The organism is Mesorhizobium sp. B2-4-3 (genome assembly GCF_006442815.1).
In the GTDB taxonomy this organism is placed as follows: domain Bacteria; phylum Pseudomonadota; class Alphaproteobacteria; order Rhizobiales; family Rhizobiaceae; genus Mesorhizobium.
This window is the reverse complement of the sequence record NZ_VFVL01000006.1, coordinates 137,253-151,673: the sequence shown is the minus strand read 5'-3', so window position 1 is coordinate 151,673 and position 14,421 is coordinate 137,253. Positions and strand designations below refer to the sequence as shown.

The 14,421-nt window shown below is 64.6% G+C and carries 13 protein-coding genes and 1 pseudogene; 12 read left to right on the top strand and 2 right to left on the bottom strand.

From position 1 onward, the window contains the following. The first annotated feature begins 12 nt into the window (after positions 1-12). Positions 13-1,365, top strand: a complete 1,353-nt coding sequence (locus FJ956_RS09055; RefSeq protein WP_140675052.1) for an MmgE/PrpD family protein — start codon at positions 13-15, stop codon at positions 1,363-1,365. Beyond that, a pseudogene (locus FJ956_RS09050) lies at positions 1,346-1,553 on the top strand (acyl-CoA dehydrogenase family protein); the annotation flags it as partial. The gene FJ956_RS09055 and the pseudogene FJ956_RS09050, both read left to right, overlap by 20 nt. A gap of 76 nt (positions 1,554-1,629) precedes the next feature. On the opposite strand, the gene FJ956_RS09045 reads toward FJ956_RS09050, so the two are convergent. Continuing rightward, entirely contained in the window at positions 1,630-2,040 is a 411-nt protein-coding gene (locus FJ956_RS09045) for a thioesterase family protein (protein WP_140675049.1), read from the bottom strand. Between the two features lie 219 nt (positions 2,041-2,259). Beyond that, positions 2,260-3,120, bottom strand: a complete 861-nt coding sequence (locus FJ956_RS09040) for a LysR family transcriptional regulator (protein ID WP_140675046.1) — start codon at positions 3,118-3,120, stop codon at positions 2,260-2,262. Positions 3,121-3,216: 96 nt separating this feature from the next. On the opposite strand from FJ956_RS09040, the gene FJ956_RS09035 reads away from it, so the two are divergent. The 10 genes from FJ956_RS09035 (at position 3,217) to FJ956_RS08990 (ending at position 14,419) form a co-directional block, all read left to right on the top strand. After that, complete coding sequence (locus FJ956_RS09035) at positions 3,217-4,548, top strand: aspartate aminotransferase family protein (protein ID WP_140675043.1); 1,332 nt, start codon at positions 3,217-3,219, stop codon at positions 4,546-4,548. Between the two features lie 70 nt (positions 4,549-4,618). Next, positions 4,619-5,026 carry a cobalamin B12-binding domain-containing protein gene (locus tag FJ956_RS09030; protein ID WP_181170152.1) on the top strand — a complete coding sequence of 136 codons (408 nt, stop codon included), beginning with the start codon at positions 4,619-4,621 and terminating at the stop codon, positions 5,024-5,026. Next, on the top strand, positions 5,023-6,024 hold the full coding sequence (meaB, locus tag FJ956_RS09025; RefSeq protein WP_140675040.1) for a methylmalonyl Co-A mutase-associated GTPase MeaB: 1,002 nt from the start codon (positions 5,023-5,025) through the stop codon (positions 6,022-6,024). Before FJ956_RS09030 ends, meaB begins: the two co-directional genes overlap by 4 nt. Further along, positions 6,021-7,712 carry a methylmalonyl-CoA mutase family protein gene (locus tag FJ956_RS09020; protein WP_181170141.1) on the top strand — a complete coding sequence of 564 codons (1,692 nt, stop codon included), beginning with the start codon at positions 6,021-6,023 and terminating at the stop codon, positions 7,710-7,712. Before meaB ends, FJ956_RS09020 begins: the two co-directional genes overlap by 4 nt. 28 nt (positions 7,713-7,740) lie before the next feature. Next, positions 7,741-8,487 carry an enoyl-CoA hydratase/isomerase family protein gene (locus FJ956_RS09015; protein WP_140675037.1) on the top strand — a complete coding sequence of 249 codons (747 nt, stop codon included), beginning with the start codon at positions 7,741-7,743 and terminating at the stop codon, positions 8,485-8,487. 3 nt (positions 8,488-8,490) lie between these two features. After that, positions 8,491-10,119 (top strand): AMP-binding protein, encoded by a 1,629-nt coding sequence (locus FJ956_RS09010; RefSeq protein ID WP_140675034.1) that lies wholly within the window; start codon positions 8,491-8,493, stop codon positions 10,117-10,119. Positions 10,120-10,160: 41 nt separating this feature from the next. Further along, positions 10,161-11,183 carry an AraC family transcriptional regulator gene (locus FJ956_RS09005; protein WP_140675031.1) on the top strand — a complete coding sequence of 341 codons (1,023 nt, stop codon included), beginning with the start codon at positions 10,161-10,163 and terminating at the stop codon, positions 11,181-11,183. Positions 11,184-11,590: 407 nt separating this feature from the next. Then, on the top strand, positions 11,591-12,709 hold the full coding sequence (locus FJ956_RS09000) for a branched-chain amino acid ABC transporter substrate-binding protein (protein WP_140675028.1): 1,119 nt from the start codon (positions 11,591-11,593) through the stop codon (positions 12,707-12,709). Positions 12,710-12,729: 20 nt separating this feature from the next. Then, a complete protein-coding gene (locus FJ956_RS30835; protein ID WP_246672020.1) occupies positions 12,730-13,209 on the top strand; it encodes a caspase family protein in 480 nt (159 codons plus the stop codon). 118 nt (positions 13,210-13,327) lie between these two features. Next, a complete protein-coding gene (locus tag FJ956_RS08990) occupies positions 13,328-14,419 on the top strand; it encodes an OmpA family protein (RefSeq protein WP_140675025.1) in 1,092 nt (363 codons plus the stop codon). Positions 14,420-14,421 lie beyond the last annotated feature (2 nt).

Here is a 14,421-nt window from a genome sequence, read left to right as displayed (position 1 = left end):
AAATGCAACGCTATGAGCCTGACCCGCGACCTGACCCGGTTGATCCGCGAAAAGCCGGTGAGCGAACGCGATCTGCAATGGGCATCGCTGTTCGTCCTGGATACGCTCGGCTGCGCGCTTGGCGCGTTGCCGACCGAACCTGCCCGCATGCTCAAGGCGGTGGCGCCGCCGGCGCAGGCGGATACGGCTCGCAAGGCGTTCTATCTCGGCGGTTTGTCCCACATTCTGGAGATGGACGACCTGCATCGGGATTCGGTGACCCATCCGGGAAGCGTCGTCATTCCCGCGGCCTGGGCCGTGGCCCACGATCGCGACCTTGGCGGCGAAGCGTTCCTCCGCGCGGTGCTGGGGGGATACGAAGCCTGTTGCCGCGTCGGCATGTCCGTCGGCAAGAAGCACTACCGGGTCTGGCACAACACCTCGACCTGCGGGCCGTTCGGCGCGGCTTTTGCCGTGGCCGAGCTAATCGGTCTCGATGACGACAGGACCGTTTGGGCGCTCGGCAACGCCGGAACCCAGTCGTCGGGGCTTTGGGAGTTCCTCGCCGAAGGTGCTATGAGCAAGCATCTTCACACTGCCCGGGCAGCGGAGTCGGGCGTGCTTGCATCGTTCCTGGCCAGGGAAGGGTTCACGGGCGCGGAAAACATCCTGGAGGGCGAAAAGGGGTTCTATGCGGGCCTGTGTCCAGACCCGATCCCGGAGGCTGTGACGGCCAGGCCCGATCGGGCCTGGCAGCTGATCAACACCTCGATCAAGCCTTGGCCCTGCTGCCGCCATACCCATCCGGCGATCGACGGCGCCATCGCCTTGCACGGCGAGATAGCCGGCGAAGCCATCGCCAAGGTGAAGGTCGGAGCCTACCGGGCCGCGCTTGACGTGTGCGACCGGCCCTCCCCCGAGGATCCCTACAGCGCCAAATTCTCCCTGCAGCACACGGTGGTGATCGCCCTGGCGGACGGTCGTGTCGACCAGGCAAGTTTCGATGCCGATGCCCGGCAGCGGATGGCCGGCGAACGCAAGAAAGTCGACGTCGAGCTGGCGCCGAAGATCGAGGCTGCGTACCCCGAATCGTGGGGCGCCGAAATCGTGGTGGAGACGGCTTCCGGCCGGCGTCTTTCCGCCGTGCGACACGACGCCAAGGGAGATCCCGGCAATCCGGTGACGGCGGCCGAGCTTTCCGAGAAAGCGCGCGCGCAGCTCATCGCTGGCGGCAGTTCGCAAACCCGCACCGACGAACTGATTGGCGCCATCCTTGCACTTCCTGACAACCGTCCGGTGCGCTCGCTGGGTTTGTTTGAAATCGCTGCGGACGCGCATCCCGGGCGCGTGCCGCGCGGAGTGCCTGATGTTCAAGGATGTCGATAACGAGGAGATCCGCGGTGCGTTGCGTCGGCTCTGCGAGCGGTTCCCGGGGGAATATTGGCGCAAGCTCGATGCCGATCGCGCCTACCCCCTGGATTTCGTCGACGCGCTGACCGGGGTCGGCTACCTCGCGACGCTGATCCCCGAGGAGTATAGCGGGAGCAGGCCTGGCGCTTTCGGCGGCGGCCGCCGCTGGAGCTGCATAACCCCGCCGATGTTCGTGTGAACGCTGCGGGCAGCACCTGGTACGGCGAGGATTTGCCGCGCTCAAGCCATCCAGGATTTCAGGCGCTCGAGCATAGGCTCCGTCAGCGGGGTGGATTTCCGCTCCGCAAGGTTGAAGAAGACCGTCTTGGCGGCCAGCTTGGCCGCGAGTTCGTCGCCATGCAGCCTGCGCATCTCGTAGTCCGTCTGGATGGAGGTGCGGCCGACGGTGCGGACCGTGCCGAAGATTTCCACTATGACCCCCGATGGCACCTCGCCGACGAAGTCGATCTCATGCCGGACGTCCGCCCACCCCCTGTCGGCCCACTCTGGCGTCGTCGGCGCCCAGCCGGTCGCCTGTCCGAGCAGGATGTTGATGGCGTCGTCGAAAAAGGCGACGTAGAACCGCGTCGTCATGTGGCCCATCATGTCGCAATTCCAGGGCTGAACCACAGCTCTCGTCAGTAAGATCATTTTTGCTCCTGATAACTCGTCCGATGCGACTGCTATCTAGAGCAATTCCCGGAAAAGTGTGAGCGGTTTTCCGTTCCGGAATTGCGTAAAAACAAAGAGATAGGGTGTTTCGCCGTTTCCGTGAAACGGTGAAACGCACTAGCGGGAATTGGTTATCTCTGGGAGAGCCAATCGATGTTCGGAGCATTGCTCGCCCCATTTTTGACGGGGGCAAGTCGACTACAGCGACGGCAGGATACCTCGGATGTGACTGGCAAACGCCTCGACGGCCGGCGATCTCGTGGTCTCGGCGAAGGCGACCAGAACGCCGAGCCGGGATAATCTCGGAAGCGGCGCGTTGAGGATGAAGAGATCCGACGGGACGGCCCTCTGCGTCATCACGCTTATCGCGAGGCCGGAGCGCGCCACCGCTATCAGGCCGGTGAGGCTGTTGCTGGCATAGGATATCTTGTAGCGCAGCCCGGCGCGAGCCATGGCATCGCAGGCCGCCTTGTGGTCCATGGCGTTCGATGCCGGCAGCGCCAGCGGCACGGTCTCGCCGAACTCGTGCAGCTCCAATGTCGGCTTGCTGCCGACCCAGACCATCGCTTCCGTGCGCACGACTTCTCTAGAGGCGCTCGCGTCCGGAATGGAGACGAGCGCCAGATCGACCTGGCGCGCATGCAGCAGATTGTGCAGTTCGACAGTCGGCGCCGACACGACCTTGATCTCGATGTCCGGATAAAGGCTCCCGAAGCTTCTCAAGAGCGTGGGGAAGAAGGCGCTCAAATAGTCTTCCGGGCTGCCGAAGATGATCGATCCCTGCAGGCCCTTGCCGGAGAAGGCCGAAATCGCCTCATCGTGGATTTTGAGGATGCGCTCGGCATAGGCAAGGAAGCGCTCGCCGCTGCCGGTAAGGCGGACGCCGCTGCCGCTTCGATGGAACAGGTTCTGGCCGCCGAGAGCGTCTTCGAGCCGCTGTATCTGCATCGTCACCGCCGATTGCGTGCGCCCGACCTGCACGGCGGTGGCGCTGAGCGTTCCCGAATGCGCCGCGCGGACGAAGGTCGACAGCAATCTGAGATCGAGGGGCGCGGGCATATCAATTCCATTGATATCGGAGTCACATATCTATCAATTTTACTGCTGTAGCGCCAGACGCTAATCTTCGGGCTTGCGTTTTGGCGAGGCTGCGAGATGTCGAGAAATCTGGACAATGCCTTCTGGTCGGCGGCGCGAAAGCACCTCATCCGATATGGCGGCGCTTTCGAGCCCGCCATCATCGAGCGGGCCGAAGGCTCGTTCGTCTACGACGCCGATGCCCGGCCCATACTCGACTTCACCTCCGGCCAGATGAGCGCGCTGCTTGGGCATGCGCATCCGAGGATCGTCGCGACGGTGCGCCGCCAGGTCGAAACGGTCGCGCATCTCTTCAGCGGCATGCTGTCCCGCCCGGTTGTCGAGCTTGCCGAGCGCCTCGCCGCGCTGGCGCCCGGCCTCGACAGGGCGCTCCTGCTTTCGACGGGCGCGGAGTCGAACGAGGCGGCCATCCGCATGGCGAAGCTGGTGACCGGCAAGCACGAGATCGTCGCGTTCTCCAAAAGCTGGCACGGCATGACCGGCGTTGCGGCTTCCGCTACCTATAGCGCCGGGCGCAAGGGCTACGGGCCCGCGGCGGTCGGCTCGATCGCGATTCCCGCGCCGAACAGCTTTCGCCCGCGCTTCAAGAAGGCCGACGGCTCGCTCGACTGGGCGGCCGAGCTCGACGATGCCTTCGCCCTTGTCGACAGCCAGTCGACCGGCGGCCTCGCGGCCTTCATCGCCGAGCCGATCCTGTCCAGCGGCGGCATGCTGGAGCTGCCGCAGGGCTATCTCGCGGCGCTGAAGCAGAAATGCCGCGAACGCGGCATGCTGCTCATCCTCGACGAGGCGCAGACCGGCGTCGGCCGCACCGGCGACATGTTCGCCTTCCAGCGCGACGGCGTCACCCCGGACATCCTCACTCTGTCGAAGACCATCGGCGCCGGCCTTCCGCTGGCGGCGGTCATGACGAGCGCCGAGATCGAGGAAACTGCGCATGAGCGGGGCTTCCTGTTCTACACCACCCATGTGTCCGATCCGCTGCCGGCCGCCGTTGGCGTGACCGTGCTCGATGTCGTGGAAGAGGAGCGCCTTGTCGAGCGCGCGCGCCATCTCGGAAGAAGGCTTTTCGACGGACTGTCCGAGCTGAAGCAACGCTACGAATGCGTCGGCGACGTGCGCGGCCGCGGCCTGATGCTCGGCGTCGAGATCGTCAAGAACGGAGAGAGCCGCGAGCCCGATCACGAGCTCGGCGCGAAAATTGCCGCGGAGGCATTCAAGCGCGGACTGAGCATGAACATCGTCAAGCTCCCCGGCATGGGCGGCGTGTTCCGCATTGCCCCGCCGCTGACGATTTCGCAGGAAGAACTCGACCTCGGATTGCGCACGATCCGCGACGCCATCGAAGCGGTGCTGTCCGCGAGCAGCGGCCGCATGGCTGCAGAGTGACGGGCAGGGGCCGATGAGCGAAGCGAACATGACCGAACAGGTTGCGGGCGATGCGCCGGACCGGGACGCGATGACCGGCACCATCCGCGTGCTTGTCGCCAAGCTCGGGCTGGACGGGCACGACCGGGGCGCCAAGGTGGTCGCGCGGATCCTGCGCGATGCCGGCATGGAGGTCGTCTACACCGGCCTCTACAAATCGCCTGACGAGGTCGTGGCGGCAGCGGTCCAGGAGGATGTCGACGTCATCGGCGTCAGCCTCCTTTCCGGCTCCCATGTTCCGCTGTTCCGGGAATTGGGGCGCTGCCTGCGCGAGCAGAAGGCCGACCACATCTTCGTCGTCGCCGGCGGGGTCATTCCCGAGCAGGATTATGCCGCTTTGTGGGACAGCGGCGTCGACGCGATCGTGCCGCAGGAGGCGCGGGCCGAACTGATCGTGACGACGGTCAGGAACCTGATCGCCGCTCGTGGCCGGGTATGACCGTTTTCACGCCCTCGAGGCCGGTGAGGCGCGCGGCATACAGGCCCTCGATCGAGCTGGTGCCCGAGATCCTCGCGGGCAACGTTGCGGCCATCGCCCGCATGATCACGCGTGCCGAGGCCGGCTATCCGGAAGCAGTGCCCGCGCTGGCGGAGATCTACAGGCATAGCGGCAAGGCGCATGTCGTCGGCATCACCGGCGTTCCGGGAGCGGGCAAGTCCACGCTTGTGTCTTCCCTTATCCGGGCATTCGGGTCGGAGGGGCGCAAAGTCGGCGTCGTCGCCGTCGATCCGAGCAGCCCGTTCTCCGGCGGCGCGATTCTCGGTGACAGGGTGCGCATGAGCGAGGCGGCCTCGTCCTCCCAGGCCTTCGTCCGCAGCATGGCGACGCGCGGCCAGCTGGGCGGCCTTGCCCGGTCGACGCTGCAGGCGGTGGATGTCCTCGACGCCGCCGGCTACTCGCCCATCATCATCGAGACCGTCGGCGTCGGCCAGGACGAGGTGGAAGTCGTGACGGCGGCGCACAGCATCGTCGTTCTCTCGGCGCCCGGCCTTGGCGACGACATACAGGCGATCAAGGCCGGCATATTGGAGATCGCCGATATCCACGCGGTCAGCAAATCCGACAAGCCGGAGGCGGCGGCGACCGTTTCGGCCCTGCGCGGCATGATGACCCTCGGTTCGGAAAGGGCGCAGTCGAAATGGTCGCCGCCGGTGCTTCCCGTCAGCGCGGTCTCGGGCGAGCGGATCGGCGAGCTGAAGGACGCCATTTCCAGGCACTGGGCGCATCTGCGCGAAAGCGGCGAGCTGGCCGATCGGCAGCGGGGCATTTGCCGGACGCGGATCCTCGGCGCGGCCAAACATCTTTTCCAGGGCAAGTTCGATGCGCGGGCCGGCGAGATCGGAGAGCACATCCAGGCCGTCGTGAACAGGGACATGGATCCCGCCGGCGCGGCCCGCCTTCTGCTCGGCTGGACGGACGAGGGGCAAGCGACATGAACCTGTTCTCGCAAACCGCGATCGAGGACATCCGCGAAAAGCAAGCCGCGTGGGAGGAAAAGGAACTCGCCGCCGCGCTCGGCAGCAGGCCCGAGGAAAAACCGGCCTACGAGACCGAATGCGGCATTCCGCTGAAGCGCGTTTACACGGCCGCCGACATCGCCGACATTCCCGCCGACGAGTTGGGTTTCCCCGGCGCATATCCCTTCACCCGCGGCGCCTATCCGACGATGTATCGCGGCCGGCCTTGGACCATTCGGCAGGTCGCCGGCTTCGGCAATCCCGAGGCCACCAACCAGCGCTACAAATACATGATCCAGACCGGCCAGACCGGGCTCTCCACCGATTTCGACCTGCCGACGCTGCTCGGCCTGGACTCGGACGATCCACGAGCCTTCGGCGAAGTCGGGCGCGTCGGCGTCGCCATCGACACCGTCGACGATGTGGAACGGCTGTTCGATGGCATTGACCTCGAAAAGATCTCGGTCTCGCTCACCATCAATCCGTCGGCCTGGGTGGTTTACGCCATGTATGTCGCCGTCGCTGAACGGCGTGGCTATGACCTCCACAAGCTGGCCGGCACGCTGCAGGCCGATCCGCTGAAGGAGTATGTCGCGCAGAAGGAGTGGATCTATCCGGTGCGTCCCGCGGTGAGGCTGCTGCGCGACTTGATCATGTACAGCGCCAAGGCGACGCCGAAGATCAATCCGATCAGCCTCAGCGGCTATCACCTTTCGGATGTCGGCGGCAACGCGCTGCAGGAGATCGCCTTCATCATGGCCTTCACCATCGCCTATTGCGAGGAGGTGACCGGCGCCGGCATGGACATCGACGACTTCGCGCCCCGGCTGTCCTTCTTCTTCATCAGCCATCAGGATTTCTTCGAGCAGATCTGCAAGTTCAGGGCGGCAAGGCGCGTCTACGCCAAGATCATGGCTGAGCGCTTCAAGGCCAGGAAGCCGGAGTCCATGCGGCTGCGCGTGCATGTGCAGACCGCGGCGATGAGCCTGACCAAGGTCGAGCACCACAACAATCTCATGCGCACGGCCATCCAGGCGCTCGGCGCCGTTCTGGGCGGCTGCCAGAGCATGCATACCAACGGCCTCGACGAAGCCTTCGCCATCCCGACCGAAGAGGCCATGAAGCTGGCCATCCGCACCCAACAGATCATCCGCGACGAGATCAATGTGACCTCCGTGATCGATCCTCTTGGCGGCTCCTATTTCATCGAGCGCCTCACCCGCGACATGGAGACAGAGATCTGGAAGCTGCTGGACGAAGTCGACGAGCGCGGCGGCGCCGTGAAACTGGTCGAGGAAGGCTGGTTCCAGCAGAAGCTCGCGGACTCGGCTTACGCTACGTTCCAGAAGATCGATGCGGGCGAAAAGATCTCGGTCGGCGTCAACCGGTACGTCGACGAGACCAGCCGATCGGCCGAAGTGCACATCCATCCTTATGACGAAGAGTGCACGCAGCTGCAGATCGACCGCCTCCGAGCGGTGCGGTCCGGCCGTGATAACGCCCGCGTCCGGGAACTGCTGAAGGAACTCGCCGAGCAGGCGAGATCCGACGACATCAATCTTTTGCCGAAGACCATCGAGGCCGTGAGGGCGAAGGCGACGCTTGGCGAGATCTGCGCCGCGCTGCGCGAGGTCTGGGGCGCTTACGCCGAACCGATGATCGTTTGAGGAGGACGCCAAGATGGGGGATGCCAAAATGGGCGCAGTCATTTCCAGGCACGATGGCGCAATCGCCTGGGTCAAGCTCAACCGTCCCGAACGGCTCAACGCCATGAACAGGCAGCTCGTCGACGACCTGTCCGAGGCGCTGGCGCGCGCCGATGCGGACCCGTCGATCCGCGCCGTCATCCTGCATGGCGAAGGACGCGCCTTCTGCTCCGGCGACGACCTCAAGGATCTCGACTCCCAGACCACTTCCGAGGCCACGACGCAGGCCTGGGTGGACGCCATCCAGAACATCACGCTCCAGATCATGCAGTCGCGCAAGATCGTGATTGCCGCGGTGCATGGCTGGTGCGTCGGCGGTGCGCTCGAATGGGCCGTGAATTGCGACTTCACGCTCTTCGCCGACAATGCGCGCTGGTTCTTCCCCGAAGTCACATACGGGTTGTTCGTCACCGGTGGCGTCACCGCCCTGTTGACCAAGCAGACCGGGCCGCAGGTCGCCAAGGAACTGATGATCCTGGGCGAGAAGCACGATGCGAGCAAAGCGCTCGAGGTCGGCATCGCCTGGAAGCTCTTTCCCGAGGCGCAATTGCTGGACGAGGCGAGGAAACTGGCCTTGGCGATAGCGCAGCGTCCGGAAGGCGCCGTGGCAGACATCAAGCATGCCATCAACAACGGCTTCCACTCTTCCCTGGCCGATGCGATGGCGCTCGAGACCAGAGCCACGGTGAGCGGGTTCCTCTCCCCGGACGCGCAGGCGCGGGCAAAGAATTTTTGATCCATGACCATGCTCGATCTCGCCCCTTCCTTCCACATCCCCGGCCAGCATGACGACGACCTGGAGAACCGGGTGCTGCCCAAAATCCTGCTCAAGCAGGCGGAACGCCTGGGCGACACCCCGTTCATCGGCATTTGCGGACGCTCCGCCAGCTTCGAGGAGATGCAGATCGCTTCGGCCCGGCTGGCGCGTGGCCTGCGCGGTCTCGGCATCGGCAAATCCGATCGCGTGGCGATGCTGTTGCCCAATTGTCTCGAGCTGGTCGCGACCTGGTTCGCGGTATCGAGCCTGGGCGCCATCGAGGTGCCCAGCAATCCGGGCCTGAAGGGCGACTTTCTCTGCCACAACCTCAACAATTGCGGCGCCGAGGTCCTCGTCGCCGACGCCAACGCGCTTGACGAGCTCGCCCGGGTCCAGGACCGCCTGCCGGACCTGCGCACCCTTATCTTGGTCGGCGTCGATCCGAGCGAAGCCCGGGCGGCCGGCATCCGGATCCGCCGCATCGTCTCCTTCGAGGAATGCATGGCCGGGCAGCCGGATTTCGACCTCGCCGACATCCATTACTCCGACCCGATGGCGATCCTCTACACCTCGGGCACCACCGGTCCGGCCAAGGGCGCATTGATGTCCCATCATCACTGCTATTCCTGGGCGGCGGCGATGGCGCTCAATCTCGGCTACACGACCGCCGACAGCTATTTCTCGGCATTGCCGCTGTTCCACACCGACGCGCAGATGTTCGGCGTCTACCTGCCGCTGATCTACGGCACCCGCACGACATTGGTCGGCGGTTTCAGCGCCTCCCGGTTCTGGGACCAGGTCCGCGAAAGCGGCGCCACGGCGACGAACCTGCTCGGCGCCATGGCGGTCATCCTGTCGCGCCAGCCGCCATCCGATGGCGACGGCGCCAATCCGGTGCGCATATGCCAGTGCATCCCCATGGTGCCGGACAAGGAAGCGTTCGAGCGGCGCTTCGGCATGCGGCTCGTCACCGGCTATGGGCAGACGGAGACAGGTTTCGTCACCCTCGACACGGTGGCGGATACGAAAGCGGGTTCGTGCGGCCGCCCGCACCCCGATTGGGAGGTGGCGATCGTAGATGAGCGGGACCGGCCCCTGCCGCATGGCTCCGTCGGCGAGATCGTATCGCGCCCGCGCAAGAACTGGAGCATGTTTTCCGGCTATTACCGGGCGGACGCCAAAACGGTGCAGACGCTCCGGAACCTCTGGTATCACTCCGGCGATGCCGGTTGCCTAGACGAGGATGGCTGGCTCTATTTCAAGCACCGGCTGAACGAGGCGATCCGGCGGCGCGGCGAGAACATCTCGGCCTATGAGGTCGAGACCGTCGCCGAGAAGCATCCCGACATCGTAGAAAGCGCGGCGTTCGGGATCCCGTCCGAGTTCACCGAGGAAGACATCATGGTCGTGGCACAGCGGCGGCCTGGCTCCACGCTGGGGGCGGCCGAACTGCTGGCGCATTTCAGGGCAATGGCGCCGCGCCACATGGTGCCGCGCTACATCGAGATCACCGACACGCCGCTTCCGCGGACGCCGACGGAAAAGATCGCCAGGACCGCGCTGCGCCAGCAGGGTGTCGGCGCCGCCACATTCGATCGGGGCGAGCGCTAGCCGGGTCGAACGCAGGCGGAAGGAGGACGGAGCCCTACGCGATGCAGCGCCGGATGATCGCCCCCTGCTTCATGGACGACACGCTCGAATGCCTTCGCCGCCACAACGTCGAGGTGGAGCCCCTGCTGGCCCGCGTCGGGCTGCCGCCGGTGATTTCCGAGCCGATCTCGGCCGAGCAATATGGCGCGCTCTGGCATGCCGTCGCGCAGGAGATGGATGACGAGTTCTTCGGCGAAGGCGCCAGGCCGATGCGAGCCGGCAGTTTCGCGCTGCTCTGCCAGGCGCTGCTCTCCACCGAGACGCTGGAGCATGCCTTGCGCAGGGGCCTGCGCTTCCTGCGCGCCGTGCTCGACGATCCGCATGGCGAGCTGACCGTCGGCAACGGGCTCGCCGAAATCAGGCTGAGCGATTCCGGGCCGCTGCGCTCGGCCTTCGCCTACCGCACCTTCTGGATCATCGTCCACGGCGTGAACTGCTGGCTGGTGGGCCGGCGTCTCCCGATCCGCTGGGTGGATTTCAAATGCAGCATCCCGTCGACGGGAAGCGACTACCGGCTGTTCTTCGGCGCGCCGGTGCGCTTCGACCAGCCCGAAAGCCGCCTCGTCTTCGACGCCGAATTCCTGAAGCTGCCTGTCATCCGCGACGCCTGCGCGCTGCGCGAATTCCTGCGCAGGGCGCCGGCCAACATTCTGGTGCGCTATCGCCATGACGAGGGGCTCTCGGCGGCCATACGCGGGCGCCTGCACGCCACCGCGCCCGCTTCATGGCCGAGCTTCGAGCGGCTTGCCGCCGGCATGCGCATGCAGGCGCCGACCTTGCGCCGCCGGCTTCAGTCCGAGGGCCAGAGCTATCGCTCGATCAAGGATGAGATGCGCAGGGCCCTGGCGATGGAGGCCCTGCTCAACGGCAGCCGCAGCGTCGCCGACCTCGCCGCCGACATCGGCTTTTCCGAGCCGAGCGCATTCCACCGCGCGTTCCACAAATGGACCGGCAAGAGCCCGGCCTTGTTCCGCCGCGAGGCCTCGTCCGACGCCGGTCCGCGCGACAACGCGCCCGCGCATTAGAGCATGATCCCAAAAAGTGGGAACCGGTTTTCGGAGAAAGATCATGCTCCAACAAAGAATTAGACCGTGATGGCGATTCAACGAAACGCCATCACGGCCTAGCAGGCGAGCGACGCATCCCCGAAACATTGCAAAATCGATCACCAAATCTGGGTCCTACGGTCATCGTATGCCACTTCGCTTGCAGCCAATATGCCCTGAAGACGGGGCATTTTGGATGTGGATTGAAGGCAAGACATCTCTGGTGACGGGGCCTGCTCCGGCCTCGCATCCTGACCAGTCCGCCTGGGCCTGACCTTGCCCGACGGCAAAAACCGGCCCGCCCAATTCAAGTCAGCTCGATGCGTCGGACGTGGGCATCGCATCGAAGCCGCAACCAGTGCCCACCACGAAAATGGGAGCCTCATATGAAAAAATATCTTCTGTCGGCGGTGGCAGTGGCAGCGCTTGTCGCCTTCGCGGGCAACGCCTGGGCGGACATCGTCATCGGCGTCGCCGGGCCGATCACCGGTCCGAACGCGGCTTTCGGCGCGCAGTTCCAGAAAGGCGCCGAACAAGCGGCCGCCGACATCAACGCGGCCGGCGGCGTGCTCGGCCAGAAGATCAAGATCGAGATCGGCGACGATGTCTCCGATCCGAAGCAGGGCATTTCGGTCGCCAACAAATTCGTCGCGGACGGCGTGAAATATGTGGTCGGCCACTTCAACTCGGGCGTGTCGATCCCCGCCTCGGAAGTCTATGCCGAGAACGGCGTGCTCGAGGTATCGCCAGCATCGACCAATCCGCAATATACCGAGCGCGGCCTCTGGAACACCTTCCGCACCTGCGGCCGCGACGACCAGCAGGGCAAGGTCGCGGGAGACTATATCGCCGCGAATTTCAAGGACGCCAAGATCGCCATCGTCCACGACAAGACGCCTTACGGCCAAGGCCTCGTCGATGTCGCCAAGAAGGACCTGAACGCCGACGGCATCACCGAGGTGATGTATGAAGGCATCAATGTCGGCGACAAGGATTTCTCCGCGCTCATCGCCAAGATGAAGGCGGCCGGCGTCACGCTGATCTATTTCGGCGGTCTCCACACCGAGGCGGGCCTGATCATGCGCCAGTCGGCGGATCAGGGTCTGAAGGCGACGCTGTTCTCGGGCGACGGAATGGTCTCGAACGAGCTTGCCTCAATCGCCGGCGATTCGGTTATCGGCACCTTGAACACCTTCTCGCCGGACCCGCGGAAAAACCCCGCCGCCAAGGACATCGTCGAAAAATTCCGTGCCTCGGGTTTCGAGCCGGAAGCCTACACACTCTACTCCTACGCGGCGGTCCAGATCGTCGCCGCGGCGATCGACAAGACCGGCTCGGCCGACGACGCGCAAAAGGTCGGCGCCACCATCAAGGCAGGCGGCCCGTGGAAGACGGCGATCGGCGACATCGGCTATGACGAGAAGGGCGACATCACGCGCCCCGACTATGTCATCTACGAATGGAAGAAGGGCGCGGACGGCAAGCCGACATACGCCGAGAAATAATGCGGCCCAGGCGGGTGAGCGTGACCGAGGATGCCCGGCTGAGACCGGGCGTCATCATCGGGATCGCATCTGCCCAGGTCATTGCGGCGCCCGGGCCTCTGAGCTATTTTAGCAGTTTATTGGATGCGCGATCTGCCTCGCAGGCGCGTTTCCTTGCCGTCTTGGCAGATTGTGAAGTCTTTAACAGACCACGATGTCGCAAGCTGCGTTCTTGTGGCCGACGAGCAGTTAGGGATTTTGCCATGCTGCGGTGCTGCTCACTGATTGCAGCCTTGATCGTCGTGGGCCTCACGACGGTGCAGGCATGCGCCGATCGAAGGGTTGCCCTTGTCATCGGCAATTCCGAATACCGCGAAATTCCGGCCCTGAAGAATCCAGACAAGGATGCCGAGGACGTGTCGAACACCTTCCGGCTGGCCGGCTTCGACGTGTTCGTCGCCAAGGACCTGACCAAGCTCCAGTTCGAGAAGGAGTTATCTCGCGGCGACGGTGGCTGGTGATGAGATTTCGATGACGGTTTTCGCTTCCCGCTGGAACCTGCTCGCCAAGCCCCGACAAGTGCTCTATGCTCCGGTCACGTGCCGGTATCGAGATCGGGTTGTCCTGGCGGGGCGTTCCATGTTCGAAGTCGTCGCATTCTGGCGAAAAATGCAAGCCAAGGCCGCGGCTCTTGGCTTGATCGTTGCCGCGCTGTTGGTCTTCGGATCGCAGGCCGCGAGCGCCGCGCCCAACTGGACGCTCGATCCGGCCGCCTCGGTGCTCACCTACCAGTCGGTCAAGAAGAACACGATCGTCGAGACCAACAAGATCAGGAACATCACCGGCACGCTGAGTTCCGCCGGCGACGCCAAGATCAGCTTCGACCTCAATTCCGTCGATACGGGCGTCGACCTGCGCAATGTTCGCATGCGCTTTCTGTTTTTCGAGACATTCACCTATCCGACGGCCGAAGTGACGGCGAAGGTGGATCCCGCGGCGTTCGCCGATCTGCCGGCCAAGCGCCGGGTGAAGACGACATTGCCGTTCCGCCTCAGCCTGCATGGCGTCGACAAGGATCTCGAGGCGAGCGTCGTCGTCACCATGATCAGCGACACCCAGGTCTCCGTCGCTTCGGAGGCGCCCGTCGCTGTCCATGTCGAGGATTTCGGGCTCTTGCCCAACATCGACAAATTGCAGCAGGCCGCCAACGTGACCAACATCGTGCCGACCGCTTCGGTGTCCTTCGATTTCGTCTTCACCGCCGACGGCACCAAGCCGGCAGCTGTGCAGACCGTCGCGGCCGGTGTCGCCGAGGTCGGCCCTGTCGCCACCGATGCCGCGAAAGCCAATTTCAACGACGAGGAGTGCCTCAACAGGTTTGCCGTCCTCTCGCGCACCGGCGCCATCTATTTCCGTCAGGCAAGCGCAAGGCTCGACGCGAAGAGCCGCCCGCTGCTGGCTGAGGTGGAAGGTGTCGTCGGCAAATGCCCCACCCTCAAGGTCGAGGTGTCCGGCTACACCGATTCCGACGGGTCGCCCGAGGCGAACAAGGCGCTCTCCGAACGGCGCGCCCAGGCGGTCGCCGACGCGCTGGTGGCGGACGGCGTCCCGCGCAACCAGATCAGCTCGGCCGGCTATGGCGAGGACAAGCCTGTCGCCGCCAACGACACGCCCAAGAACAAGGCGCTCAACCGGCGGATCGAATTCTCCGCCAGCAAGCTCGCCAACTGAGG

Coding starts and splice junctions, on each gene's coding strand:
- FJ956_RS09015 (WP_140675037.1), top strand. CDS start 7,741: ATGGGCGCAGTCATTTCCAGGCACGATGGCGCAATCGCCTGGGTCAAG.
- FJ956_RS09040 (WP_140675046.1), bottom strand. CDS start 3,120: ATGCCCGCGCCCCTCGATCTCAGATTGCTGTCGACCTTCGTCCGCGCG.
- FJ956_RS09035 (WP_140675043.1), top strand. CDS start 3,217: ATGTCGAGAAATCTGGACAATGCCTTCTGGTCGGCGGCGCGAAAGCAC.
- FJ956_RS09045 (WP_140675049.1), bottom strand. CDS start 2,040: ATGATCTTACTGACGAGAGCTGTGGTTCAGCCCTGGAATTGCGACATG.
- FJ956_RS09030 (WP_181170152.1), top strand. CDS start 4,619: ATGACCGGCACCATCCGCGTGCTTGTCGCCAAGCTCGGGCTGGACGGG.
- FJ956_RS08990 (WP_140675025.1), top strand. CDS start 13,328: ATGTTCGAAGTCGTCGCATTCTGGCGAAAAATGCAAGCCAAGGCCGCG.
- FJ956_RS09000 (WP_140675028.1), top strand. CDS start 11,591: ATGAAAAAATATCTTCTGTCGGCGGTGGCAGTGGCAGCGCTTGTCGCC.
- FJ956_RS09005 (WP_140675031.1), top strand. CDS start 10,161: ATGCAGCGCCGGATGATCGCCCCCTGCTTCATGGACGACACGCTCGAA.
- FJ956_RS09055 (WP_140675052.1), top strand. CDS start 13: ATGAGCCTGACCCGCGACCTGACCCGGTTGATCCGCGAAAAGCCGGTG.
- FJ956_RS09010 (WP_140675034.1), top strand. CDS start 8,491: ATGACCATGCTCGATCTCGCCCCTTCCTTCCACATCCCCGGCCAGCAT.
- FJ956_RS09020 (WP_181170141.1), top strand. CDS start 6,021: ATGAACCTGTTCTCGCAAACCGCGATCGAGGACATCCGCGAAAAGCAA.
- meaB (WP_140675040.1), top strand. CDS start 5,023: ATGACCGTTTTCACGCCCTCGAGGCCGGTGAGGCGCGCGGCATACAGG.